The 20,644-nt window shown below is 70.4% G+C and carries 25 protein-coding genes and 2 pseudogenes; 15 read left to right on the forward strand and 12 right to left on the reverse strand.

Going from position 1 to position 20,644, the window contains the following annotated elements; translation table 11 throughout:
- Positions 1-233: 233 nt before the first annotated feature.
- Positions 234-449: a hypothetical protein gene (locus tag ACGFI9_RS32205; protein WP_393184024.1), complete on the forward strand. Its 216-nt coding sequence runs from the start codon at positions 234-236 to the stop codon at positions 447-449.
- 402 nt (positions 450-851) lie between these two features.
- The gene (locus ACGFI9_RS32210; protein WP_393184026.1) at positions 852-1,145 is read left to right on the forward strand and encodes an iron chaperone; all 294 of its coding nucleotides are present in this window, start codon (positions 852-854) and stop codon (positions 1,143-1,145) included.
- On the opposite strand, the gene ACGFI9_RS32215 is transcribed toward ACGFI9_RS32210, so the two are convergent.
- Positions 1,027-1,968 (reverse strand): HAD-IC family P-type ATPase, encoded by a 942-nt coding sequence (locus tag ACGFI9_RS32215; RefSeq protein ID WP_393184027.1) that lies wholly within the window; start codon positions 1,966-1,968, stop codon positions 1,027-1,029. The genes ACGFI9_RS32210 and ACGFI9_RS32215 overlap by 119 nt on opposite strands.
- Before the next feature lie 414 nt (positions 1,969-2,382).
- On the opposite strand from ACGFI9_RS32215, the pseudogene ACGFI9_RS32220 reads away from it, so the two are divergent.
- Positions 2,383-2,787, forward strand: a pseudogene (locus ACGFI9_RS32220) (transposase); the annotation flags it as partial.
- A 21-nt stretch (positions 2,788-2,808) separates the two neighbouring features.
- On the opposite strand, the gene ACGFI9_RS32225 reads toward ACGFI9_RS32220, so the two are convergent.
- The 9 genes and pseudogenes from ACGFI9_RS32225 to ACGFI9_RS32265 form a co-directional block, all read right to left on the reverse strand.
- On the reverse strand, positions 2,809-3,237 hold the full coding sequence (locus ACGFI9_RS32225; protein ID WP_393184028.1) for an MFS transporter: 429 nt from the start codon (positions 3,235-3,237) through the stop codon (positions 2,809-2,811).
- Positions 3,238-3,327: 90 nt separating this feature from the next.
- Positions 3,328-4,316, reverse strand: a pseudogene (locus ACGFI9_RS32230) (sigma-70 family RNA polymerase sigma factor).
- 779 nt (positions 4,317-5,095) lie between these two features.
- The gene (locus tag ACGFI9_RS32235) at positions 5,096-5,824 is read right to left on the reverse strand and encodes a YqjF family protein (RefSeq protein WP_393184030.1); all 729 of its coding nucleotides are present in this window, start codon (positions 5,822-5,824) and stop codon (positions 5,096-5,098) included.
- Between the two features lie 90 nt (positions 5,825-5,914).
- On the reverse strand, positions 5,915-6,511 hold the full coding sequence (locus ACGFI9_RS32240) for a DUF3618 domain-containing protein (RefSeq protein ID WP_393184031.1): 597 nt from the start codon (positions 6,509-6,511) through the stop codon (positions 5,915-5,917).
- Between the two features lie 21 nt (positions 6,512-6,532).
- Complete coding sequence (locus ACGFI9_RS32245) at positions 6,533-6,925, reverse strand: phage holin family protein (protein ID WP_393184033.1); 393 nt, start codon at positions 6,923-6,925, stop codon at positions 6,533-6,535.
- On the reverse strand, positions 6,922-7,596 hold the full coding sequence (locus tag ACGFI9_RS32250; protein ID WP_393184035.1) for a hypothetical protein: 675 nt from the start codon (positions 7,594-7,596) through the stop codon (positions 6,922-6,924). The genes ACGFI9_RS32245 and ACGFI9_RS32250 overlap by 4 nt, the downstream gene beginning before the upstream one ends.
- A gap of 304 nt (positions 7,597-7,900) precedes the next feature.
- Positions 7,901-9,025, reverse strand: a complete 1,125-nt coding sequence (locus ACGFI9_RS32255; protein WP_393184037.1) for an SPFH domain-containing protein — start codon at positions 9,023-9,025, stop codon at positions 7,901-7,903.
- A gap of 32 nt (positions 9,026-9,057) precedes the next feature.
- The gene (locus ACGFI9_RS32260) at positions 9,058-9,255 is read right to left on the reverse strand and encodes a hypothetical protein (RefSeq protein WP_393184039.1); all 198 of its coding nucleotides are present in this window, start codon (positions 9,253-9,255) and stop codon (positions 9,058-9,060) included.
- An 875-nt stretch (positions 9,256-10,130) separates the two neighbouring features.
- On the reverse strand, positions 10,131-10,493 hold the full coding sequence (locus tag ACGFI9_RS32265; protein WP_393184041.1) for a LysR substrate-binding domain-containing protein: 363 nt from the start codon (positions 10,491-10,493) through the stop codon (positions 10,131-10,133).
- Here ACGFI9_RS32265 and ACGFI9_RS32270 point away from each other — a divergent pair.
- From ACGFI9_RS32270 to ACGFI9_RS32300, 7 genes are all read left to right on the forward strand, one after another.
- The gene (locus ACGFI9_RS32270) at positions 10,480-10,656 is read left to right on the forward strand and encodes a hypothetical protein (RefSeq protein ID WP_393184221.1); all 177 of its coding nucleotides are present in this window, start codon (positions 10,480-10,482) and stop codon (positions 10,654-10,656) included. The genes ACGFI9_RS32265 and ACGFI9_RS32270 overlap by 14 nt on opposite strands.
- A 56-nt stretch (positions 10,657-10,712) precedes the next feature.
- Positions 10,713-10,913, forward strand: a complete 201-nt coding sequence (locus ACGFI9_RS32275; protein WP_393184212.1) for a hypothetical protein — start codon at positions 10,713-10,715, stop codon at positions 10,911-10,913.
- A complete protein-coding gene (locus ACGFI9_RS32280) occupies positions 10,897-12,237 on the forward strand; it encodes an FAD-binding oxidoreductase (RefSeq protein WP_393184043.1) in 1,341 nt (446 codons plus the stop codon). The genes ACGFI9_RS32275 and ACGFI9_RS32280 overlap by 17 nt, the downstream gene beginning before the upstream one ends.
- 91 nt (positions 12,238-12,328) lie before the next feature.
- Positions 12,329-12,673, forward strand: a complete 345-nt coding sequence (locus tag ACGFI9_RS32285) for a S8 family serine peptidase (RefSeq protein ID WP_393184045.1) — start codon at positions 12,329-12,331, stop codon at positions 12,671-12,673.
- 12 nt (positions 12,674-12,685) lie between these two features.
- Positions 12,686-13,228: a hypothetical protein gene (locus ACGFI9_RS32290; RefSeq protein WP_393184046.1), complete on the forward strand. Its 543-nt coding sequence runs from the start codon at positions 12,686-12,688 to the stop codon at positions 13,226-13,228.
- Complete coding sequence (locus ACGFI9_RS32295) at positions 13,131-14,393, forward strand: PA domain-containing protein (protein ID WP_393184048.1); 1,263 nt, start codon at positions 13,131-13,133, stop codon at positions 14,391-14,393. Before ACGFI9_RS32290 ends, ACGFI9_RS32295 begins: the two co-directional genes overlap by 98 nt.
- A 15-nt stretch (positions 14,394-14,408) precedes the next feature.
- Entirely contained in the window at positions 14,409-14,777 is a 369-nt protein-coding gene (locus ACGFI9_RS32300; RefSeq protein ID WP_393184050.1) for a hypothetical protein, read from the forward strand.
- Between the two features lie 83 nt (positions 14,778-14,860).
- On the opposite strand, the gene ACGFI9_RS32305 is transcribed toward ACGFI9_RS32300, so the two are convergent.
- Positions 14,861-15,700, reverse strand: coding sequence for a hypothetical protein (locus ACGFI9_RS32305; RefSeq protein WP_393184052.1), 840 nt, complete (start codon positions 15,698-15,700; stop codon positions 14,861-14,863).
- Positions 15,701-15,834: 134 nt separating this feature from the next.
- Between ACGFI9_RS32305 and ACGFI9_RS32310 the strand changes: the two genes are divergently transcribed.
- The 3 genes from ACGFI9_RS32310 to ACGFI9_RS32320 all read left to right on the forward strand — a co-directional run bounded on the left by ACGFI9_RS32310 (position 15,835) and on the right by ACGFI9_RS32320 (position 18,141).
- Positions 15,835-16,149 (forward strand): hypothetical protein, encoded by a 315-nt coding sequence (locus tag ACGFI9_RS32310; RefSeq protein ID WP_393184053.1) that lies wholly within the window; start codon positions 15,835-15,837, stop codon positions 16,147-16,149.
- Between the two features lie 1,022 nt (positions 16,150-17,171).
- Positions 17,172-17,375 (forward strand): hypothetical protein, encoded by a 204-nt coding sequence (locus tag ACGFI9_RS32315; RefSeq protein ID WP_393184055.1) that lies wholly within the window; start codon positions 17,172-17,174, stop codon positions 17,373-17,375.
- 442 nt (positions 17,376-17,817) lie between these two features.
- On the forward strand, positions 17,818-18,141 hold the full coding sequence (locus tag ACGFI9_RS32320) for an NADH-quinone oxidoreductase subunit A (protein ID WP_393184057.1): 324 nt from the start codon (positions 17,818-17,820) through the stop codon (positions 18,139-18,141).
- 329 nt (positions 18,142-18,470) lie between these two features.
- Here the strand turns inward: ACGFI9_RS32320 and ACGFI9_RS32325 are convergent, their stop codons facing one another.
- Positions 18,471-18,959: a hypothetical protein gene (locus ACGFI9_RS32325; protein WP_393184059.1), complete on the reverse strand. Its 489-nt coding sequence runs from the start codon at positions 18,957-18,959 to the stop codon at positions 18,471-18,473.
- Between the two features lie 60 nt (positions 18,960-19,019).
- Between ACGFI9_RS32325 and ACGFI9_RS32330 the strand changes: the two genes are divergently transcribed.
- Together ACGFI9_RS32330 and ACGFI9_RS32335 are read left to right on the forward strand one after the other, a co-directional pair.
- Complete coding sequence (locus ACGFI9_RS32330) at positions 19,020-19,712, forward strand: hypothetical protein (protein ID WP_393184061.1); 693 nt, start codon at positions 19,020-19,022, stop codon at positions 19,710-19,712.
- Positions 19,705-20,643: a complex I subunit 1 family protein gene (locus ACGFI9_RS32335; protein WP_393184063.1), complete on the forward strand. Its 939-nt coding sequence runs from the start codon at positions 19,705-19,707 to the stop codon at positions 20,641-20,643. Before ACGFI9_RS32330 ends, ACGFI9_RS32335 begins: the two co-directional genes overlap by 8 nt.
- Position 20,644 lies beyond the last annotated feature (1 nt).

Genomic DNA, 20,644 nt, shown 5'->3' on the forward strand with positions numbered 1-20,644 from the left:
ACTTGGTCGTCTCGAAGGATCACGCGATGGCCGCCTCCTATCTACGCAACACGCCCATCACGGGCAAGTCGTACACCACTCCAGTGGACGCAACCTTCGTCTTCTCCGCACAGATACCACCGGGGTAAGGACCAGTGACCCAGCCGGATGAGGACCCTGGCCCCTACAGCCGGAGGTATCAGCGCGTGACGCTAACCGTGTTCGCAACTGTCGACAGAAGAAGAGGTCCCATCATGGCACCGATCCGCCGCGTCGCCCTCACCGCCGCCCTGGCCACCACTGCCGTGGTACTGGCCACCCCGGCCACCGCATTCGCCGACGGGCCGTCCGGCGCCGACTTCGGCCAGCACGTACGCACCTGCGCCCAGACCATGGGCTTCACCGGCCAGCACAACCCCGGCATGCATTCCGGCTACGCCGGCTGGGACGGCATGACCTGCGTCATGTAGTCCGCACGGCTGCAGGAGGAGACGACGATGGTCGACACCGGGTGTGGCCGTGACCAGCCCCCTGCAGGCCCCCCACCGGTCACCGCCGACGAAGACTTGCTGTGCTGCCTCGACCCGACGTTACCCAACTTGTAAGCCCGCCCGCTGCGCATCAGCCGGATCGCCGCCCTGGCATCTTGGCCGCCGCCGACCAGGGCGTCCGCGACGCCGGAGCGTCGGGGCGCGGTCCGCGCGTACGCTGTGCCACAGGCCGTGAGTCCGGACTCCGCGGGGTCGGCGGCGGCTCGGTGGGCAGCAGCCGCGCGGTCGCCACCCGCACCAGCAGGGTGACGGCGCCGTCGATGACGAAGAGCCAGGTCCAAGACCAACCCGGAAAGCGACGTGCTCGCGAAGATCGCCGGAATGTCGGAGTCCGACCGGGTGATCGCCGAGCGGTTGCACGCCGTGATCAAGGCCAACGCGCCGGGCCTCAGGTCGAAGCTGTGGTACGGGATGCCCGCCTACGCCCGCGACGGCAAGGTGGTCTGCCACTTCCAGCCCGCGGCGAAGTTCAAGACGCGGTACGCGACGCTCGGCTTCAGCGACGAGGCGAACCTCGACGACGGCGCCATCTGGTCGACCTCGTACGCCCTGACCGAGCTGACCATCGACGACGAGGCCAGGATCGGCGCGCTCGTGAAACAGGCGGTGAGCTGAGGACCAGGCTCTCCTCAGCGGAATGAGTGACGGCCATGTCCACCACCGGCCGGCCGGCCAGCACGCCGAGGGCGAAGACCAGCGCGGAGAGGACGACCGCGGCGAGCCCGAGGACCCGGCCGAGCGAGGCCAGCCGGCGCTGCAGCGGGGTGGCGGCCGGCCGGGTGGCGGCCACCAGCGCGCTCATCCGGCCCAGGGCGCTCGCCGCGCCGGTCCGCACCACCGTCCCGGTGGCCCGCCCGGTGGTCACCACGGTTCCCGCGCTCGCCTCCTCGCCGGCGACCCGTCCCACCGGCACCGACTCGCCGGTCAGCGCGGACTCGTCCAGGTGCAGCCGGGCGGCGTCGGTGAGCAGCAGGTCGGCGGGAACGACGTCGCCGGCCTCCACCCGGACCAGGTCGCCGCGGACCAGGTCGGCGGCGGGCAGGACGAGGTCGCGGCCGTCGCGAACCACCCGCGCGGTGGGCGCGGCGAGCTGGTCCAGCGCGGCGATGGCCCGGTCGGCGCGGACCTCCTGCACCACTCCGATGGCGGTGTTGACCAGGACGACCAGCACGATCACCGCGGTGTCCGGATAGTCGCGCAGCACCGCGGTCACCACGGCGGCGGCCAGCAGGAGCGCCACCAGCGGGTCGGTGAGCTGGTGCAGCACCCGGGCGGCCAGATGCCGGCGAGGCGGCGCCACCGCCGTGTTCAGCCCATCCGATCGCAGCCGGACGGCAGCCTCCGCGGAGCTGAGGCCGGTGGCGACCGCCGGACTGGTGGAGGTGTCGGTGGGCCTCGGTACGCCCCGTCCGCCGCCGGTGGCCACATCACCCTCCACTGTCCGTGGCGTGCCGCGTCGGCACTCCGTCCCGCCTCCACCCTCGCCCGTTCCTGTCACAGTTGGGCAGGGGCGGAGCGCCCCCGCGGCCCGGGACCAACGGCGCTTCCGCGAGTGGCTGCCGCGCGCTGGGATGGACTGACGGGTCCGGTCCCGCCACGACGAGACAGGTGCCCACGATGACCACCTCGACGTGCTCGCCCTGCCGGCTAGGGACGGCGGTCCGGACGGCCGGGGATCAGGGTTGGAGGACCAGCCGGGCGCCACCCGCCCGGCGAGCACGTCCTCGATCGCTTCGTTGATCTCGTCGAGCTTGCGGATCTTGTACACGACACGCCCTCCGCGGCCCGTCTCGCGGCCCCGTTCGCCGGGCGGGACTTTCCGGAGCCGGGGCAACGTCCCGGACGGCGGCCGAAGCGGGACATCAAGCCGATCTACACCGCCGTCAACGCCGACGCCGCCCGGGCGGCGTTCGACGACCTGGCCGAGAAGTGGGGTGGCCGGTATCCGGCGGTGATCCGGCTGTGGGACAACGCCTGGGCCGAGTTCATCCCGTTCCTCGACTACGACCTAGAGATCCGCAAGGTCATCTGCTCGACCAACGCGATCGAGTCGTTGAACGCCCGCTACCGGCGGGCCGTGAAGGCCCGCGGCCACTTCCCGAACGAGCAGGCCGCGTTGAAGTGTCTGTACCTGGTGACCCGATCCCTGGACCCCACCGGAGCAGGCAGAACCCGATGGACGATGCGCTGGAAACCCGCCCTGAACGCCTTCGCCATCACCTTCAGCGACCGCTTCCCAGCCGCTGAAACCTACTAACCAAGATCGCCGGAAACACCGTTAGCGAGACAGCCCGATCGGAAAGGCGTCGCTGATCAGGGTCAAGGTCAGCGGCATGAGGATCGCCGCGCCGGCGCCCTGCACGGCTCGGGCGGTGATCAGCGCACCGGGGCCGTGGGACAGGGCCGCGGCGGCCGAGGCGGCGGCGAAGACGAGCAGGCCGACGAGGTACATGCGGCGACGGCCGAACCGGTCGCCCAGGGCCGCGCCGGTGAGCATGAGGCAGGCGAAGACGAGGTTGTAGGCGTTGATAGTCCATTCCAGGTCGGCCAGGCCGGCGCCGAGGTCGCGCTGCAGTACGGGCAACGCGGTGGCGACGACGACCACATCGAGGGCGGCGAGGAAGCTGCCCAGGGAAGCGAGGATCAGCGTGGCGCGGGTACGGCTCCGGGCCGGTGCCGGCGCCGGGGGAAGGACAGTGGTGGTCATGCTGCTCCATCCGGTATCGGGAGGCGGATACTTTCCGGTCTCACCAATGGAGATCCGCGCCGGCCCGGCAACTCACCGCCGGCGTGACCACTATTGTTCGGGCAGGTGGGGTGGCAGCCCGAAGGCCGACAACAGCTCCGGTTGCATGTACACGTGGATGTGGGCGATGCCGGTCGCGGTCACGTCCAGGACGTGCAGGGCGTGGACGTGGTACCGGCCATCGGGTTCGCGCAGGTACGCGACGAACGTTGGCTGGCCGTTGGCCGCCAGTCGTCCTGCCGCATCGGCCGTCAGCAGCCGGAACCGCTCCGGCGCGGACAACACCTGCGCGCCGAAGAACCCGGTGACCGCGCTGCGGCCGGCGAACCAGCTCGCGTATGGCGGCATTTCCAAGGTGACGTCCTCGCGCAGGACCGCCGCCAGCGCGGCGGGGTCGGCGTCATGGAATGCGGTCACGTACCGGTCCAGCAGGGCGCGGTGGCGCGGGTTGTCCGGCTCGCTCACCTCGTCGGCCGTCGGCGACAACTGCTGCAGGGCAGCCCTGGCCCGGCGCAGCGCACTGTTGACCGCGACAGTGGTGGTACCCAGGATGGCAGCGACCTCGTGCGCACGCAGTCCCACCACGTCCCGCAGGATCAGCACCGCCCGCTGCCGGGCCGCGAGGTGCTGCAGGGCGGCGACGAACGCCAGACGCACGTGCTGACGCCGGCCGACGATGTCGGCCGGGTCGGTGGCAGCGGCTCCACCCATTGCGTCTGCGGCGGGGCCAGCCGAAGCCGGTCCTGCCAGCCGTCTTCGGGCGCCCCCAAGCCGGAGGGCACCGCCCGGCGTCCGCGTTGCTCGATCGCGCGCAGGCAGGCGTTCGTCGCGATCTGGTGCAGCCACACCCGTAGCGATGAGCGTCCCTCGAACCCGTCAAACGCCCGCCAGGCCCGCACATAGGTCTCCTGCACGGCGTCCTCAGCGTCGACGGCCGAGCCGAGCATCCGGTAGCAGTGCGCGAGGATCTCCCGCCGCAGCGGTCCGGCCAGCCGCGCGAACTCCCGCTCGTCGGACTCGATGCTCACCGTAGGGGACATCATCACTCCTGACCGTCGACCCCGAACACTGGTACTACTGATCCGCCGACCCCGCAAAACTCATCGCTGACGCCACGACAGGCGCCAGCGAGATGGCAGACCTGGTACGGCTTGCCGGGCCCCTAGTCGGCCCAACGGATGCCAGCGGAGCCGCAGACGGCCATCGGAGCATCGACGCGGGCGTCCACGGTCAACGAGGTGGCTCACCTGCCGCCGGATCTTTGTGCCGTCGCCCACGGCAGCAAGGTGCTCGCGGGCTTCGGCGAGCAGGCCGCGCACAGGCTGGAGGCCACGCCAGGCAGTTATCCGCGCACGTGGGCGATGACATCTCGCGTCGCTGACCGGAGGACGGGAACGGGTACGTACCCGGTGAGGGCGCACCGGGAATGCACGAACGGGTACAGCATCCCCAATGCCGCTCCCTGTCTCGTTCAGGCTTGCAGGATGTGGGCCAAGCTGAGACGCAAGGAGAGGTGAATGAGACGTAGAGGAAGCCGGAGACGGCCATTGCTGGAGGCAGCGGCGCTGGTCCTGACAGCGGCGGCGGCTGGGGCGGCCGTTGTGCGTGCGAGCCGGCGACGCACCCGAGGCGATGAGACGATGGGCGGCCCTCCCGCTCCGGGCGCCGGTTCTTCCGTCGCCAAGAGCGTAGAAACGCCGTCGATGAGCACCACCATGACCGGCGACGAGCGGTCACGGCAGCAGCCATCGCTGGCTCGGGGCGTCCGCTAACGCGGTGAGGAGCGACGGTCCCACGTGGACTGCGTCTCAAGCGCACATCACGGTCGCTCCAGCGGGTGCCACATTCCCACCCGTACGGGAACGCCGGCAGACGCGTGGAGGAGGGGATCGCCGGCCGGGGTGGGCAGTCCCGCCCCCGTTAGCAGGTCCTGATCCAGCCGGAGCAACTCCACTCGGCGCAGCGGCCACACGGGGTGCTCTGCCTCGGCGGTGGCGAGCCTGCCGGCGATGACCGTGAACAGGCGATACCGGGCGGTGAGGAAATGGGCCAGCTCGTCGCGCTCCGCCTCGCTCAGCGGAGCGCCCAGCCGCACGTCGGCGTCACAACGCAGCCGCCGACGGCCGGGCCAACGGCGGACACAGCGATAGGCGACCTCGTTGTCGCCGACCCGTACCGCCATGTTCGACCAGTAGTAGGGCAACCGGTAGCCGGCCCGGGCCGCGAGGACCGCAGGTAGGCGGGCCGCGTCCAGGGACAGGAACCAGATTCCGTGCCGGCCTCGCCGGTCCTTGACGTAGGTTCGGACGTTGGTCTCGGGGAAGCTCGACAACCACGGTACGGCCGGTAGCGCTGGGCCCCGTACCCCTTGCATGAGGAACGGCGTCAAGCCGACCCAGGCTGATCCGTCGAAGGTCTCAACCGTCAGCCCGGGCGGCAGCATCGGCTGCAGCATCGACGGCGGGTAGCGCCAGTGGATGAAGGTGATCCAGCTCCACCGGTGATACATGGCGGGTCGTGCCACCTTCGGCGGCGGCGGAGCCTTCACCAGCCCTCCCTCCAGCCGTGACGACGGCCGATGAAACGGCACTGCGGGGCGGGCCCGCCGATGCGAGCCCGCCCCGTCGCCGCAACCGGCTCAGCCCTGCCGAAGCTCACCCGCAGCTCCCTGTGCCTGCCCCTGCACCTGCTGAGCAGCCGACTTGGCCTGACCCCCAACGGCGGACGCGCCGCGTCCCGCGGCGGACCCCACCGCCTGGGCTGCCTGCTTCGCGGGCTCGCGCAGGTTGTCCCGCATCTGGTGACCGACCACGCTGGCCTGCTCGCGCAGCTCGCCGGAGTGCTGGCGGGCCATCTCCTTGGCCTGACCGGCCCACTGCCGCTCGGGGCGGCTGGGCGGGATCAGCGCGGAGAGCAGCAGCCCGGCACCGAAGGCGATCAGGCCGGCCGCCAGCGGGTTGCCCTGAGCCTGCTGCCGAGACTGCTGGCCGAGCTCGCGGGCCTCGTCGCGCATTGAGCCGGCGGCGGACGACATCCGCTGGCCGGCGCCGTGCCCGTCCGTCGGTGTGCCCATCACCTTCTCCTTGGCCCTGGTGAGTGCGCCGCGCGCCTGGCCGACACGGTCGCTGGCGATCCGCCGCGGATCGACCTTGTCGGTGAGCGCGTCGACGTCGTTCATCAGTTCGTTGCGGGTCTGTTCAATTCGCTGCCGGATCTGGTCTGGATCGGTCGACATCGTCTGCTCCCTCCCGCTCGTTCATCGGCCGCGTAGGGCGCTCGGCATCTGCCGTGCGGTCTGTTGGGTCCGGGGCAGCACCGCCCGAAGCTGCCGTAGCTTTGTCCGCCCCATAGCGATGAGGATGGCGGCGACAATCGCCCACACTCCCGCCACGATGAGCGCGGCCCAGCCCTGGTCCATCACGTTGGACAGGCCCCACCAGGCTGCGTACGAGACAAACAGGATGGTCAGGAAACCAGCCAGCGCAGCACCAGCGAACACGCCACCGGCCTTGCCGGCTTGGCTCGCCTCCTCGCGCAGTTCCGCCTTGGCCAGTTCGATCTCCTGCCGGACCAGCGTCGACATGTCACGGGTCACGTCACCCAACAGCTCACCGACCGACTGGGTGCGCTCCTTCGCCGGGGCGGTCACGGTGCCACCCCACCCGGGACGTCCCGCTCCCGCTGTCCCGCCGGCGATACGCTCTGTGCCCGCGCCGCCCCGGTGTAGGGGCCTTCGCCGGTGTACGAAGCCTCGACCGCCCGCTCCTGCGGCGGCGGCATCGGCTGGCCCGGCTGCGCGGTCTGGCCCATCTGTCGGCTCGCGCGCTGCCCGTCCCCGGACGTCAGGTTTCGGGTGAGCCGACCGACCAGCATTCCGGCCACCGCCGCACCGGCAAGGAACATGCCCGGGTGCTGGCGGGCGTACCCGCGCACGTCGTCCATCACCTCGCCAGGTTCACGCTCGTCGAGCCACCCGGCGGCCCGGTCCGCCACCATCGCCGCCCGCCGTACCGCCTCACCGGCCATACCGTTATCCCCGCCGCGATCGGCCATCGCGTCGAGCTCGCGGCCGAGACCACGCAACCCCTCAGCGGCCCGATGCTGCTGAGTCCGGGCCTGGTCGTGCAGCTGCGAGGTGGCCTCCCCAGTCAGGTTCCGCGCCTGCTGCCGCGCCTGCCCGGCGACCTGCCGGCCCTGCTCGGCAGCGGCGTGACCGACCCGGCCACCCGCCTGCGCGGTCTGCTGGCCCACCTGGGACGCCGCCTGGCGGGCCTGATAGGTGGTGCCGCCCGGCGGTCTGCTCTGGTTGATCGCCGTCATCGCGTGCTCCTCTCCTCGGCTCCCGGCCACGGTGCAGCCCGGAACACCACCCGCCTACCCCGACCGCCCCACCACATTCACCTACCGCGCGGCCGCGAAAGGTTGGCAACCGATCGGGGCAAATGAGCCGAACGGTGTGACTTCCGCTTGACAGCTTGAGGACGAACAGGGCTTGGACGCCCGACAGTGACGCGCGAAGGGCCGGGAAGCGTCGAGGTGGCAGGAAATGGTGGAGTTGCGGGCGGCGGTGATGGTTCGCGCCAGGCCCGGCGACGCGAGGTCGGCCGGGCCCGCGTACCGATGATCAGTTGGCCCTTGCCGGCGTGCCGTTCACCGCGGGCCGCTCCACGGTCGGGCCGGTGGCCGGCGCAACCCCGGTGCGGACCGCGTCCAGCAGCGCCATGCCCTGACCGGCCAGCGACGCGACCACGCTGCTGAGCCCCTCGGCGCCGTTGAGCACGGTGACGTTGGCGCCCTGCAGGCCGGCGGCGGCCGCGCGTAGCAGGTCGGGCAACTGCTCGATGACCCGCTGGTCGAGGGCGATCCGGTCCTGCGCGGCGGCCGCCTCGGCGGAGAGCTTGGTGGCGTCGGCCTGCGCCTGGGCCAGGGTGCGGATCCGCTCGGCCTCGGCCTGGGCGGGACGGATCACCTCGGCGATCAGCTCGGCCTGCCGCAGCTCGGCGTTGCGCTCGGCGACCCGGGCGCGCTCGACAAGCACCTCCTGCTGGGCGCGGGCCGCTGCCAGCGGGCCAGCCTGGGCCGCGGTCTGCTGGGCCTGGTCGATTTCGGCCTGGTACTGGGCCCGGGCGATCGCGGTCTGTCGGGCGTACTCGGCCTGGTGCCGCACGCTCTCCTGCTGCGCCATGGCGCTGGCCTGGTCTGCGGCGGCCTGCGCCACCTTGGCGTCCTGGTCGACCTTGGCCTGGTGCGGCGCGGCGAGCGCGCGGATGTAGCCGACGCCCTTGTCGTCGATGCTGCTGATCTGGAGCGAGTCGACGGCCAGGCCGATCCGGGCCATCTCGGTCTTGCTGGCGTCCACGATGGCGTCCGCGAGGGTCTGCTGCTCGCGGATGATCGACTCGACGGTCATGCTGCCGATGATGCTGCGCAGGTGACCGCTGAAGATCCGCCCGACAAGCGTCGGCATCTGGCTCTGGTCGCCCTGGAAACGCCGGGCAGCGGCGGCGATGGACTCATGGTCGTCGCCGACCTTGAACGCGATGACGGCCTGTACGGTCAGGGTGATGCCCTGCTTCGTGTAGCAGTCCTCGACCACCTCGGCCTCCTGCATGGCCAGCGTGAGCCGGGTGGCCTTGGAGAAGACCGGCACCACGAAGACGCCGTGACCCGTGACGATCTTGAACGGCAGCGCCTCCGCTCCACGCTGCTTGCGTCCGCTGATGAGCAGAGCCTCGTTGGGTGCGGGCACGCGGTATCCGAACACTGGACGACCCTTCTGTCCTAGCGGGAGCCCTCGCCCCCGGCCACGGTGGGCCATGGCTCGACGTCGACTTGGCGCGCGCCACGGTTGTTGATGATCAGTACCTCGGCGCCAGCCGGAACCGGCGTCAACGCGTACGCGAGGTAATAGTGCGCGATGCCGTCCACGACGACGCGGACCTCTCCCGGGCGGTCACCGCCACGCAGCGCATGCACCACCCGCCCGACCCTGCCCACCAGCGTCCGACCGTCCACCATGCTCCCCGCGACCGTGCGCCGACGCTTGTCCGCGCCGCCCGCGAATCATTCTCCGTCCGGCCGGGTGCGAGGGGAAGGGAGGCCCCGTCGCTCCTCCTTTGTTGCTGTCGACCCTTGTCAGCCACGAGTGTCAAGCCAGGTCATCAGGCTGCCCCCGGTGGCCCGGGGTAGCCCAGATGGCTGCCGGCCCAACCGATGCTCCCAGGCGGTTGCTTCCACTCGCCGGTGCGCCTTCTCGAGATCGACAGGTGCGGCCATCGCTTACGTGCTGCTTGCCGACTGACGCCTACCGCCGCACCAAGCTCGGGATATCCGGCACGTACTTCACCGCCTCCCCGGCACTGGCGGATACGAGGTCAGCGAGAAGAGCGGCCATCTGCTCAGCTGCCGCCATCCGCGCGAGGTGAGTCCGCATTCGCTTTGCGTAGCTCGGCTCCTGGGCACCCCCGCCCCGCGCTTCCAGATCGGAATCGGTCAGCCGCTGCGCCCATTCGGCAGCAATGGCAGCCAACTGCCGACAACCCGCCCCTGCGGATCTTCTTCGGCCCCAGGGTCACGAGATAGTCCAGCAGGTCTACGCCGACCGGCTCAAGACCTGGTCCGACTGGCAGGACCTCACGGCCGAGGCTCACTGAAGGGCCACGGGGCTCAACAGACCGGGTGCCGCCTCTGCCCGGTGCACGGCCCCACTCCGCCGAAACGCGCGTACGCCTCGGCAGAGCGGGGCCGTGCGCGTCCTCACGAACGCCTGTCCCCAGGCCGTGGTGACGCCTCGTGCGCCCGCGGCCGGCCGTTGGCGCAATGCCTGGCCGCTGTCCGTCGGTCCCGATGGTGGTTCAACGGGACGAAAGCTTCTGTCGGGCAAAGCCACGGAAGGCACGTGCGGCGGGGGAGCAGTCGGTCGGGGACACCAGCAGCAGGCACCGGTGTAGCGCGGGTGCGGTGAGCGGGCGGCGTACGACGCCGGAGGCGCCGGTGAGCGCGGACCGGGGCAGCACGGCGATCCCGACCTGTTCGGCGGTCAGCGCGACCACGACCCCGAGGTCGCTGCTCTCGGCCACGATCCGGGGCGCGAAGCCCGCGTCGCGGCAGGCGGACTCAAGGGTGGTTCGCGAACGACATCGACTTCGTTGTCGCCAGACAGACAGGACGACGCTCCCCACCACCTTGCGACCCCCGCGACCGGTGGCGCACGTCACGTCGTCGCGCTGTCACAAGGATCGGGTCGCCGGCATCTCCAGGTTCGTCAGGGGCTCACGCGAACGATCGGCGTGGCCCGCAACTGCGAGGAGGGAGGAAGCGGTGTGGGAGCCCGGCATCGACCTGATGATCGACGAACTCGGCGCCAAGATCGTCAAGTGAGTCTGCAGCCGCGGCCTGGCGACCGAGCGGGCGCCGCTGCTCAACGCAAGGACCTGGTGACGCTGCGCGCCAGCCAGGTCAACGGCTGCGGTTTCTGCATAGACCCCCACACCAGGAGGCCGCGGCCGCCGGGCAAACCGCGGTCCCGGCATGTTCACAAGCAGTGCCGACCTGATCGGCGGGCGACTTCCAGCCCGGCCAGTTCGGGTAACGAGGGTTCTTCTATTGGGAAGGAACATTATGAGTTCAGTGCTTGACACACTTCGCCGTGACTTCGGCGGCGACATCATCGAACCGGGCGGAGCGGAGTACGAATCAGCTAGTCGTTCGGTATTGGCCTCGGGTAGTCCAGCCTATGTTCTGCGGCCCGAGAGCGTCGGGGATGTGCAAGCAGGTGTCAGATTCGCCGCAGCCGCAGGACTTTCGCTGTCCGTGCGAGGCGGCGGTCATGGCTTTCCGGGCTTCGGCACCAACGACGGCGGCGTTGTGATCGACCTCAGCAAGCTCGCGGACGTGCAGATCGTCGACAAGGAACGTCATGTCGTACGCATCGGCGGCGGCGCCACCTGGGGTCAGGTCGCGGCGGCCCTGGCTCCGCATGACCTGGCGATCTCCTCGGGCGACACCAAGAGCGTCGGTGTCGGTGGGCTGACGTTGACCGGCGGTATCGGCTGGAAGATCAGGAAGTATGGCCTTGCCCTGGACAGTGTGGTCCTCGCAGAGGTGGTCACTGCCGGCGGAGATGTCGCTCATGCGACCGCTGAGCAGAACCCGGAGCTGTTCTGGGCGATCCGCGGTGGCGGCGGCAACTTCGGGATTGTGACCGCCTTCGAGTTCGTGGCACACCCGACGACGGACGTCTTCTACGGCAGGATCGCCTTCCCGGCATCGGAGGCGGCCAGCGTGCTCCAGGGGTGGGCGGACTACCTCCGCACCGCACCCGAGGAGCTCACATCCGTCGCGAACTTCGCCAATCCATTCGCCGGCGGACCCGAAGCGCCCGTCGAGATCTACGTCGCCTTTGACGGCGCCGACCCGGACCTCGCGGCCCGGGCGATCGACCCGATCCGCCGGCTCGGCACGGTGATCGACGACGATGTCGCGCTGAAGCCCTACGCGGACATACTCGTGGATGGCATGGCCCTGCCGCCTGGCATCCAGCTGGAAACCCGAAGCGCCTATGTCGGCAGGGAATCGGTGCGCGAGGTCCTTCAGATCCTCACGGAGGTGGGGGCGTCGCAGCGGTCACCGTTGATCTCCGTTCGCAGCGTCGGTGGCGCGGTATCCCGAGTCCCCGAGGATGCCACCGCCTACGCGCATCGCCAGGCAGAGTTGATGTTCGTGACCACCATCGCAGGTCCGAAGCCGGTCGTCGAGGCCGCTCTTCCTGCCCTGGAAGCGATCTGGGAGAGACTCGCACCTCACGTCAACGGCGCCTACGCCAACTTCCTCAGTTCCGCCACTGAGGAGGATGTCAAAGCGATCTATCCGACCCAGACCTACGAGCGGCTCGCAGCGGTCAAGCGTCAGTACGATCCCGGCAATCTGTTCGCCGGCAACCACAACGTCCGGCCTCACTAGGTTCGCACGGACAAGCACCGTCTGACGAGGTATCGGGTAGCTGATCGGCTACGTGAGGCGTGTGGGTCTGCGTGAGCTGTAGGCCAAGGGCATGCGACGGCGCGCCGATCACGCCGGGAACGGCGTCGTCCTCCGCCACGATCGCGTGTTTCTGCACGACACGAATAGTGGCGGGGTGACGCCGGCCGCGTACTCGTGCGCCTTGACGGACGGATGCCATGTGGCAGACCTTGCCGGCGCATCTGCCGGTACGGGGACGCCACGGCCGAGTGGCGTCAACGTCTGGCTGCGGCATGCGGCGCGCACGCCCGGCTGGGGCACCACCCCGCACGTGTCGGGTGCCGCGGCGATCCTGGCCCAGCGCCACCCCGACTGGTCCGGCGCGCAGCTCAAGGAAGCGCTGATGAGCAGCGCGAAGGGCCTGGCGGCCGGGTAGACGCCGTACGAGGTGGGTACGGGCCGGGTCGACGTCGCCGCCGCCGTACGCACGAGCGTCCGGGCGGCCGGCTCGGCCTTCTTCGGGTTCTTCGACTGGCCGCACGAGCCCACTGACGCCCCGGTGACCAAGCAGGTGACGTTCGCCAACTCGGGCAGCACCGACGTGACCTTGAACCTCGCCATCACCGGTACGGGCCCGTTCTCGTTGGGCGCCTCCTCGGTGACGGTGCCCGCGGGCGGCAGCTCGGCCGTCCCGGTCACCGGTGACCCGACCAGGCCCGGCAGCGGCCAGTTCACCGGCTACCTCATCGGCACCGACGCCGTCACGGGTGCCGCGGTCACGCGTACGTCGCTCGGTCTGGTCAAGGAGGACGAGCGCTACAGCCTGAAGATCAAGCTGATCGGTCGGGACGGCAAGCCCGCCAGGTCGACGGTCATCCTCAAAGAAGGCCGGCGTGTCCGACCCCTGGCTGTTCACCGTCGATGGCGAGATGACGCTGCGGCTGCCGTCGGGCACCTACACGGTGGAGTCGTCGCTGGTCGTGCCGGGTGAGCGGCCCGATGCGCTCGGTCTCGCCGTCCTGGTGGACCCGGAGACCGTGCTCTCCGGCGACACCGAGGTGGCGCTGGACGCGCGCAAGGCGCGCCTACTGGACACCACCGCGCCCCAGCCCAGCCAGGACCGCCAGCGCAAGCTCGACTACACCGTCACGTACGCCAACGGCGACAGCTTCCGGGACGCCTACGCGGTGTCGCCGAGGTACGACGACATCTACGTCACGCCGACCGACCAGGTCACCCAGGGGTCGTTCACGATGGTCAACCGGTGGCGCAAGGGCGAGCCGCAGCTGAGCGTGGACGTCCCGGGCCTGCCGCCGGTGGACGTCACGGTCCAGCGGGGCAGCACGCTCACCGCCGGCCAGGAGACGCTGCCCGCGGTCTACGTGGGCACCGGTGCAGCCGCCGACTACGCCACGCTCGACGTGCGGGGCAAGGCCGTGGTGGTGACCCGCAGTGACGCGGTCAGCGCCATGGACCGTGCCGCCGCCGCGGCGGCCGCCGGGGCGAAGCTGCTGCTGGTCGTCAACGACGGCGTCGGCGTGCTCAACGAGTCTGTGGGCCCGTCGCCGATCCCGGTCGCCGGCGTGCGCCGCGACGCCGGGGCGCAGCTGATCGAGCTGGCCAAGACCGGCACGCTGCAGCTGATCACCAAGCAGGTGCCGTACGCGAGTTATGTCTACGACCTGACCCGCACCTACGCAGGGCAGGTGCCGGACCAGGCGCTCAGCTACCACCCGGCCCGGGAGGACCTCGCCCGGATCGACGCCCGCTACTACAACGTCACCGAGGCGAAGCAGGGCGGCGGCTACCGGTACGACCTGACCTTCAAGCCATCCCTCGGCATTCCCGAGCGGGAGTGGTACCCCGGCACCCGCACCGAGTGGGTGACCCCGGACCAGGTCTGGGCCGAGTCGCACGTGCAGGGCACCTGGACGGACGTGGCCAACGGCCACGCGTACGCCAAGGGCAGCACCACCCGGCTGGACTGGTTCGCCCCGGCGATCCGGCCGGCGTTCAACCGGGCCTTCGCGGTGCAGAACAGCCGCTGGCGTGACTACATGACCATCAACGTCCAGACCTGGAGTCCGTCGGCCGACGTGCTGGAACACGGCGGCTACCTGGACTGGGGCTCAGTGCCGGTCAACATGAAGCTCTAACCGGGCGACCGGCTGATGTACGAGAACAAGCGCTCGTCCGACCTGCAGTGGAAGTCAGTGCCGGCCGGCACCCTGCCCTACCACCTGGTGCTGGACGCGTCCCGCCCGGCCGACCAGTGGCGGCTGTCGACCCGTACGCACACCGAGTGGGACTTCGTCTCCAGCTCCAACGACTCGGACAGGTTCGAACCGTTCGCGTTGCTGCAGATGGAGTACCGCCTCGACACCGACCTGCACGGTGACGTGAAGGCGGGCAGCACCGAGCAGATCCGCCTCAAGCCGATCCCCCAGGCGGGCGGCTTCGTGTCGGTGCGGGCTACCGGCACGACCGATGCCGGCTTCGGCATCAAGCAGGAGATCATCCGGGCGTACGGCCTGCGGTGAGACCGTTCGAAGGGCCCCGGGGCGGCGACGTCCCGGGGCCCGTTCCCGCCGTTCCCCCGCCACCAGGGGCTGGGAAAGATCGATCACCGTGGCGCATACTCTCCCCGCAGCAACAGGTGCAGGGGAGGCGGCCGCCGATGCTGGGTGCGTTGGGCCTGAGCCCCGAACACGAATCGGTCTACACCGTGCTCACCAGTCGTGCCCAGGCCAGCGCGGCCGAGCTGGTCGACGCCCTGCACCTCTCCGCGTCCGCGGTCGAGGCGGCGCTGTCGTACCTGATGGCGTCCGGCCTGGTGAAGCCCACTCCCGACGGCGGATTCGCGGCAGCGCCGCCCGCGGTCGCGCTCGGCGCGCTGATCAGCGAACGACAGGCGGAACTGCGCAGCGCCGAGCTGGCGCTCGTCACCCTCGCCGAGGAACACCGCAAGGCGATGGCCGGCCGCAGCATCAGCGAGCTGATCGAGGTGGTCACCGGCGTCGAGGCGATCCGGCACCGGTTCGCCCAGGTGCAGCACGCCCGTAAAGAAGTCCGCTTCTTCGTCACCACACCGTTCGTTGCCGTACCGCCAGGCGCCAGTCCGGTGGAGTCGCAGATGGTGGCCCAAGGTGTGCGCTACCGGGTCGTGGTCGACCGGGCGGCGCTCGCCGAACCTGGCGTAGTCGCCGAGACCATCGCGTCGCTTCCAGAACTTGGCCGGAGCCCCGACCTTTTCCGTGTTCAGCGTCAGCTCGTAGGTGGCGTCCCCGGACGGGACCGTGAACACGTCGTGCGGGTAGATGCTCGTGGCGATGGTGACGCCGTCGCGCTTGAGCACCAGGTTGCCCAGGTCGCCGAAGGAACCGCCGTCGGACCAGTGACCGGCGCCGTCGGCCCAGATCGTCGGGGCGACCCCGATGAGGTCACCCTGACGCTCGGCGATCATCTGCGGCGTCCCGTCGTTGTCGTTCCGCACGCCGGGGGTGACCGACCCGCCGTACCACGAGTCGGTGATGACCTGACCGGGGGTGGAGGTTCTCTTCGCACGAGGAGCCCGACGTCTACAGCCGGCCGCTGCCGATGCTCATGCCGCGTCTGGACATCCCCGCTGACGGGCTCAAGGCGGTCCCGGCCGGGTCCATCACTATCCCGGCACGTGTCCAGGCGAACCCGGGCTACCCGGCCGGCGCCATCGTGGAGGCCCACGTCTGGACCTCGACCGACGGCGGCGCGACGTGGGTCGAGGGCACGACGAACCTGACCTCCTCGGGGACGGACCTCGTCGTGGACCACACCGGTGACTCCGGCAAGCAGGTCAGCCTGCGCGTCGAGTTCACGGACGCCAAGGGGGCCAAGGTCTCCCAGACCATCACGCGCGCCTACGACGTGCGCTGAGGATCGTCGAACGACCGGGACCCGCCGACCGCCAACCATGCGTCGGCGGGTCCCGACCGCACGACTCCCACCGCGAGGGTGATCGCCGACCCACGGCCACACCTGTGAACCGCTTATCCCCCCTCGGACAAAGCAAATCCCAACGGTGCATGGCAAGATCGAGATCTGCCCGCGCCGTTTGCGTTTTTGGTCGTAGGTGAGGCGCAGTCCAAGGTTGCCGTAGACCTCCAGCTTATGTTCGGACTCGGCGTCTCGTAGCGCGGTGACCACGTCCCCGAGTTCTTCAACGGCGATGATTTCCTTTTCGGTGAGGCGGCCGGCGGTGGCCGGCACCTCGGGGGCCGGCATGGCCTCCTCGTGTTGCTCGGCACGTTGTCGTTCGGCCTGGCTTTCGGCGATCCACCCAGCGACGACAGCTGGGTCTGCTTCTGCTCCCAGGGCCGCCGTAGCGGGCCAGCTTCGCTTCGCACTCGGCCGCTGTCGGCCCGGTCGGAGCCAGGGTAGTTACGACGGGCAGGTCGGCGGCGGCTTGGTCGAGGAGCTTGTAATCGTGTGGCGGCGCTGCAGTGGTCCGAGTTCCGCCGCCAGCCACGTGTCCAGCGGCTTGATCAATGTTTCGTCTCGCAGGAGCACGTTGCGCGGGTGGTCGACCTTGTTCGCCAGCGCGTATTCCTGAGGGAAGCGGCAGCGGTAGTAGGCGCCTCCGTGGGGGTGCTGACCCTGCATCTTCCGCCCGCAGACGCCGCAGAGGCTGCCTTCGCCGGGTTCGGATGCGGCCCGAGATCATTGAGCATGTAACCCGTGAGTAAAGAGGCCGTCCCACCGGTGGATGACGTTTCGTCGGTGAGCACGCATGGGGTGGGGGTGGGCCGTAGCGTGCGGGGGTGAACAGCGTGCACCTGCCCCGCCGGCTGCTGCTCGCCGGAATCGGCTCACACGCGGTGGCGACCATGGCCAACTGAGAGGCGCACCCTGCCACGTCGGCGACGCCACGGCCGACCACCACACCACGAGGCCGTCCCGTGCACCGCGCGGGGGCGAAGCTGCGCCGCTCGGCCGCGCGGGCCGGTGGTCAGCGAGACCTGCAGGCGGTCGCGATCACCGACCGGTACGCCGCCGCCGAAGCGGTCGCCCTGGCGTTGCAGGCCAGCCTCGACCTGCTCGCCTCGCCAACCAGCAGGTGTACACCCCGCGAGTCGTCGAGGAGACAGTCGACACAATCATGAATCTCGTCCGGACCGGGCGCGTCAGTGAGCACCGCATCGACCAATCCGTGGCGCGAATTGAGTCTCTGCGCCCGAAACGCTGACCCGACATGCTCGTGTCGCTCCAACCCCGTGGACGCGTTCGCGGCACAACAGGCGTCCGCTACTACTTCGTGATAGGAGAAGTGGGTGAGGGCACCTGCGCGGATCGGCCCGTGCCGAAGCCACGCTGGGCTTGCCTGTGCGGACGTGACGGGGTCACCGAGACCGGCGCGGTAGGCGCGCCGGCACGGGTCCCATCCGCAGGGCGACCTGCGATGCCGGTAGAGGATCTCGCAGAGTGCCTGACGTTGAAAGGCGAAGGGAGGGAACGGGGGCAGCGGGCCTGGGCGGCCGACCGCTCGGCTAGCAGCTTGGAATCGGCAGCGCGGATAGGAGCGGAATGTACGCAGGGGCAGCCAGCATGGCGTTGGTCGCCGCGCTCATCGTCGCCGGCCTGTACCTGGCCCACCGAGCTCTGGCGATCGCTTCCTCGCCGCTGGAGAGCCTGCCGTTCCAGTCCGGGTGGCGGCCTGAGGAGCACGCACTGTCGCGCTACCACGTCCGGTGGTACCTCGCCACGCTGCTGTTTCTCGCCTTCGATGTGGAAATGTTGTTCATGTATCCGTGGTCGGTGGTCGTCACCCGACTCGGGGCTACCGCGATCGTCGAGATGTTCGTGTTCCTCGGCGGAGTCTTCGTGGCCGTGCTCTGGGCCTGGCGGGAAGGCGCGCTGCGGTGGGTCTGAGCGAAGCGTTAGGTCGGATCGCCGCCCGGCACGCGCATGTGCTCGTCGCCGAGGTGCCAGGGCATTGGGTGACCCGGGCCGCGGTCGAGCGGACCGTCCTGGCCCGGGGCTGGCGGCTGGCCCTGTCCCCGGGGGACGCCGACATCCTGGCCGTCTGCGGCCCGCCGCCCCCGCACCTGGCGGAGCCGCTGCATCGGCTGTGGGAGCAGATGCCCGGCCCGCGCGCTCGCATCGAGGTCAGATCCCCGCAGGCAGTCCTGCCCGCCCTCGTCGCGGCGGAGGAAGACCTGCTCGACCTCACCGGGCAGCGGGCCGACAGCTGGGAGCGGTCACCCGACCAGGCCGCGACCGGCCATGCCCCTCCGGGTGAGCATCACCCCCACGCACGGCACGCTCCACATGACCGCCCCGGGCACGACACCGCCCACCCCGTCCCGGACCGCCGCCGTGGCGGCAGACAGCAGGGCGGGACGGTCCATGAGGCACAGGCCGACCACGGCACGCACGCCGCCTCTACGGAGATGCAGGAAGGTACCCAGCGCGAAGGGCCGACCCACGAGACGCACGGTCACGTCGGCCCCCACGAACCACCACACGGTAGCGATGAGGACGCCGACGGCGCCCGGGAGCATGGCGATCACGGCCACACGGACCACGAACAGACGGCGACCGCGCGGCAGGCGGGTCATGGCGGTGCGGCGCACTCCGGTCATGAGGGCATGCCCTCCGACGGCCACGGCGACGTGAACCACTCCGGGCATGCCGCCCATGCCGGTGCTCAGCACGCCGATCACGAGGGCATGGGGCACCCTGCCCACGGCGCGATGATGCATGGGGGCCACGGCGGCACGGGCCACGGGGGCATGGCGCATGAGGGCATGGACATGGCCCCCGGCGGCATCCCGCTCGCCTCCGGCGGTGAGGACCGCGACGGCTTGGAGATGGACCTTCTACATCTGCGACTAGGCCCCCTTCTGGCGTACTGGCCGGCGGGCCTCGTCCTGCGGTGCACCCTCCAGGGCGACGTCATCGTCGACGCGGAGACCAGCCTGATCGCCGCCGACAACCCCACTGCAGCCGGAGAGCCGAGGCACCTGCGCGAGGACCGGCGGCGGTTCGCCGCCCGACGCTGCGACAACGCCGCCAGCCTCCTGAAGCTCGCCGGCTGGGATGATGCCGCCTCCCGCGCCCGGCGGATCCGGGACACCCTGCTCTTCACCGATGACTCTGACGGGCCGGCGGCGGAACTCCACCGGCTCCGCCGCATGGTCGGCCGGTCGTGGTGGTTGCGGTGGTCGCTGCGCCGGGTCGGCCCGCTGGATGCGCAGGATCTCGCCCGCCGCGGCTCGCCGGCCACCGTGACAGGCGACGTTCGTGACCGGCTGCTCGCCATGCTCGACCGGGCCGCGAACAGTATCGCCGGCCAGCAGCCCACCGGCCCACTGCTCGGCGTACCCGTCGACGCGATCCCTGATCTGGTGCGCGGGTGGGACCTCGCCACCGCCCGCCTCATCGTCGCCAGTCTCGACCTCGATCCGCTCGCGGCGGACCGGGAGGTGAGCCATGGCTGAGCCCGCGGTCACCGTGGTCCCCGCCGGGTGGGCGCTGCCCGCCGCCGGGCTGCTCGGGCTCCTGGCGGTCGCCGCCGCCGTCTTCGACGGGTTCCTGACCGCGCGGACCACCGGCATGGGCTCATCAGGGCTGAGCCAGCCGTTCGGTGAGGTGGTCCGGCTGATGCGCCAGCGGCGGCGGACCACGGTCGCGGCGGACGGCCTGCTGTGGCGCATCGGCGGGGCAGGACTGCTGCTGATGGCGTTGATGATCATCACGGTGGTGCCGCTGGGCCGGTGGACGCTGTTCGACCTCGACGTCGGGGTGATCTGGTTCAACGCCATGGACGTGCTGGCGTGGGCGTTCGTGTGGCTGACCGGCTGGGGCGCCAACTCGGCGCACTCCCTGGTCGGCGGATACCGGTTCCTCGCCCACGGGCTGGCCTACGAGCTGCCGCTGATGTTCGCGCTCGTGGCGCCCGCGGTCGGCGCGTCGAGCCTGAACATCGACAAGATCGCCGCCGCCCAGCAGGGCCTGTGGTTCGTCGTGTGGATGCCGGTGGCCTTCCTCGTCTTCTGCATGGGAGTCCTGGCGATCGCTGTCTGGGGTCCGTTCTCCCCGGCCCTCGGCGCCGACGTGGCCGGCGGCGTGACCGCCGAGCTGTCGGGCGTCGATCGGCTGCTGTTCCAGGGTGGCCGGTACGCGCTGCTCGCCGCCGGGGCCGCGTTCGCGGTGCCGATGTTCCTCGGCGGCGGCGCCGGCCCGCTGCTGCCCGCTTGGGCGTGGGTGTTGATCAAGGCACTCGCCCTGCTGGCGGTGTTCGTGTGGCTGCGCCGCCGCCTGCCGGCGGCGCGGCCGGACGTGTTCATGGAGGTCGGGTGGCTGGTGCTGCTGCCCGCGGTGCTGCTGCAGGACCTGATCGTCGCGGTCGTCGCCGTAGGGAGGAGCTGAG

Origin of the sequence: Micromonospora sp. NPDC048930 (assembly GCF_043197935.1) — a bacterium.
GTDB lineage: Bacteria > Actinomycetota > Actinomycetes > Mycobacteriales > Micromonosporaceae > Micromonospora.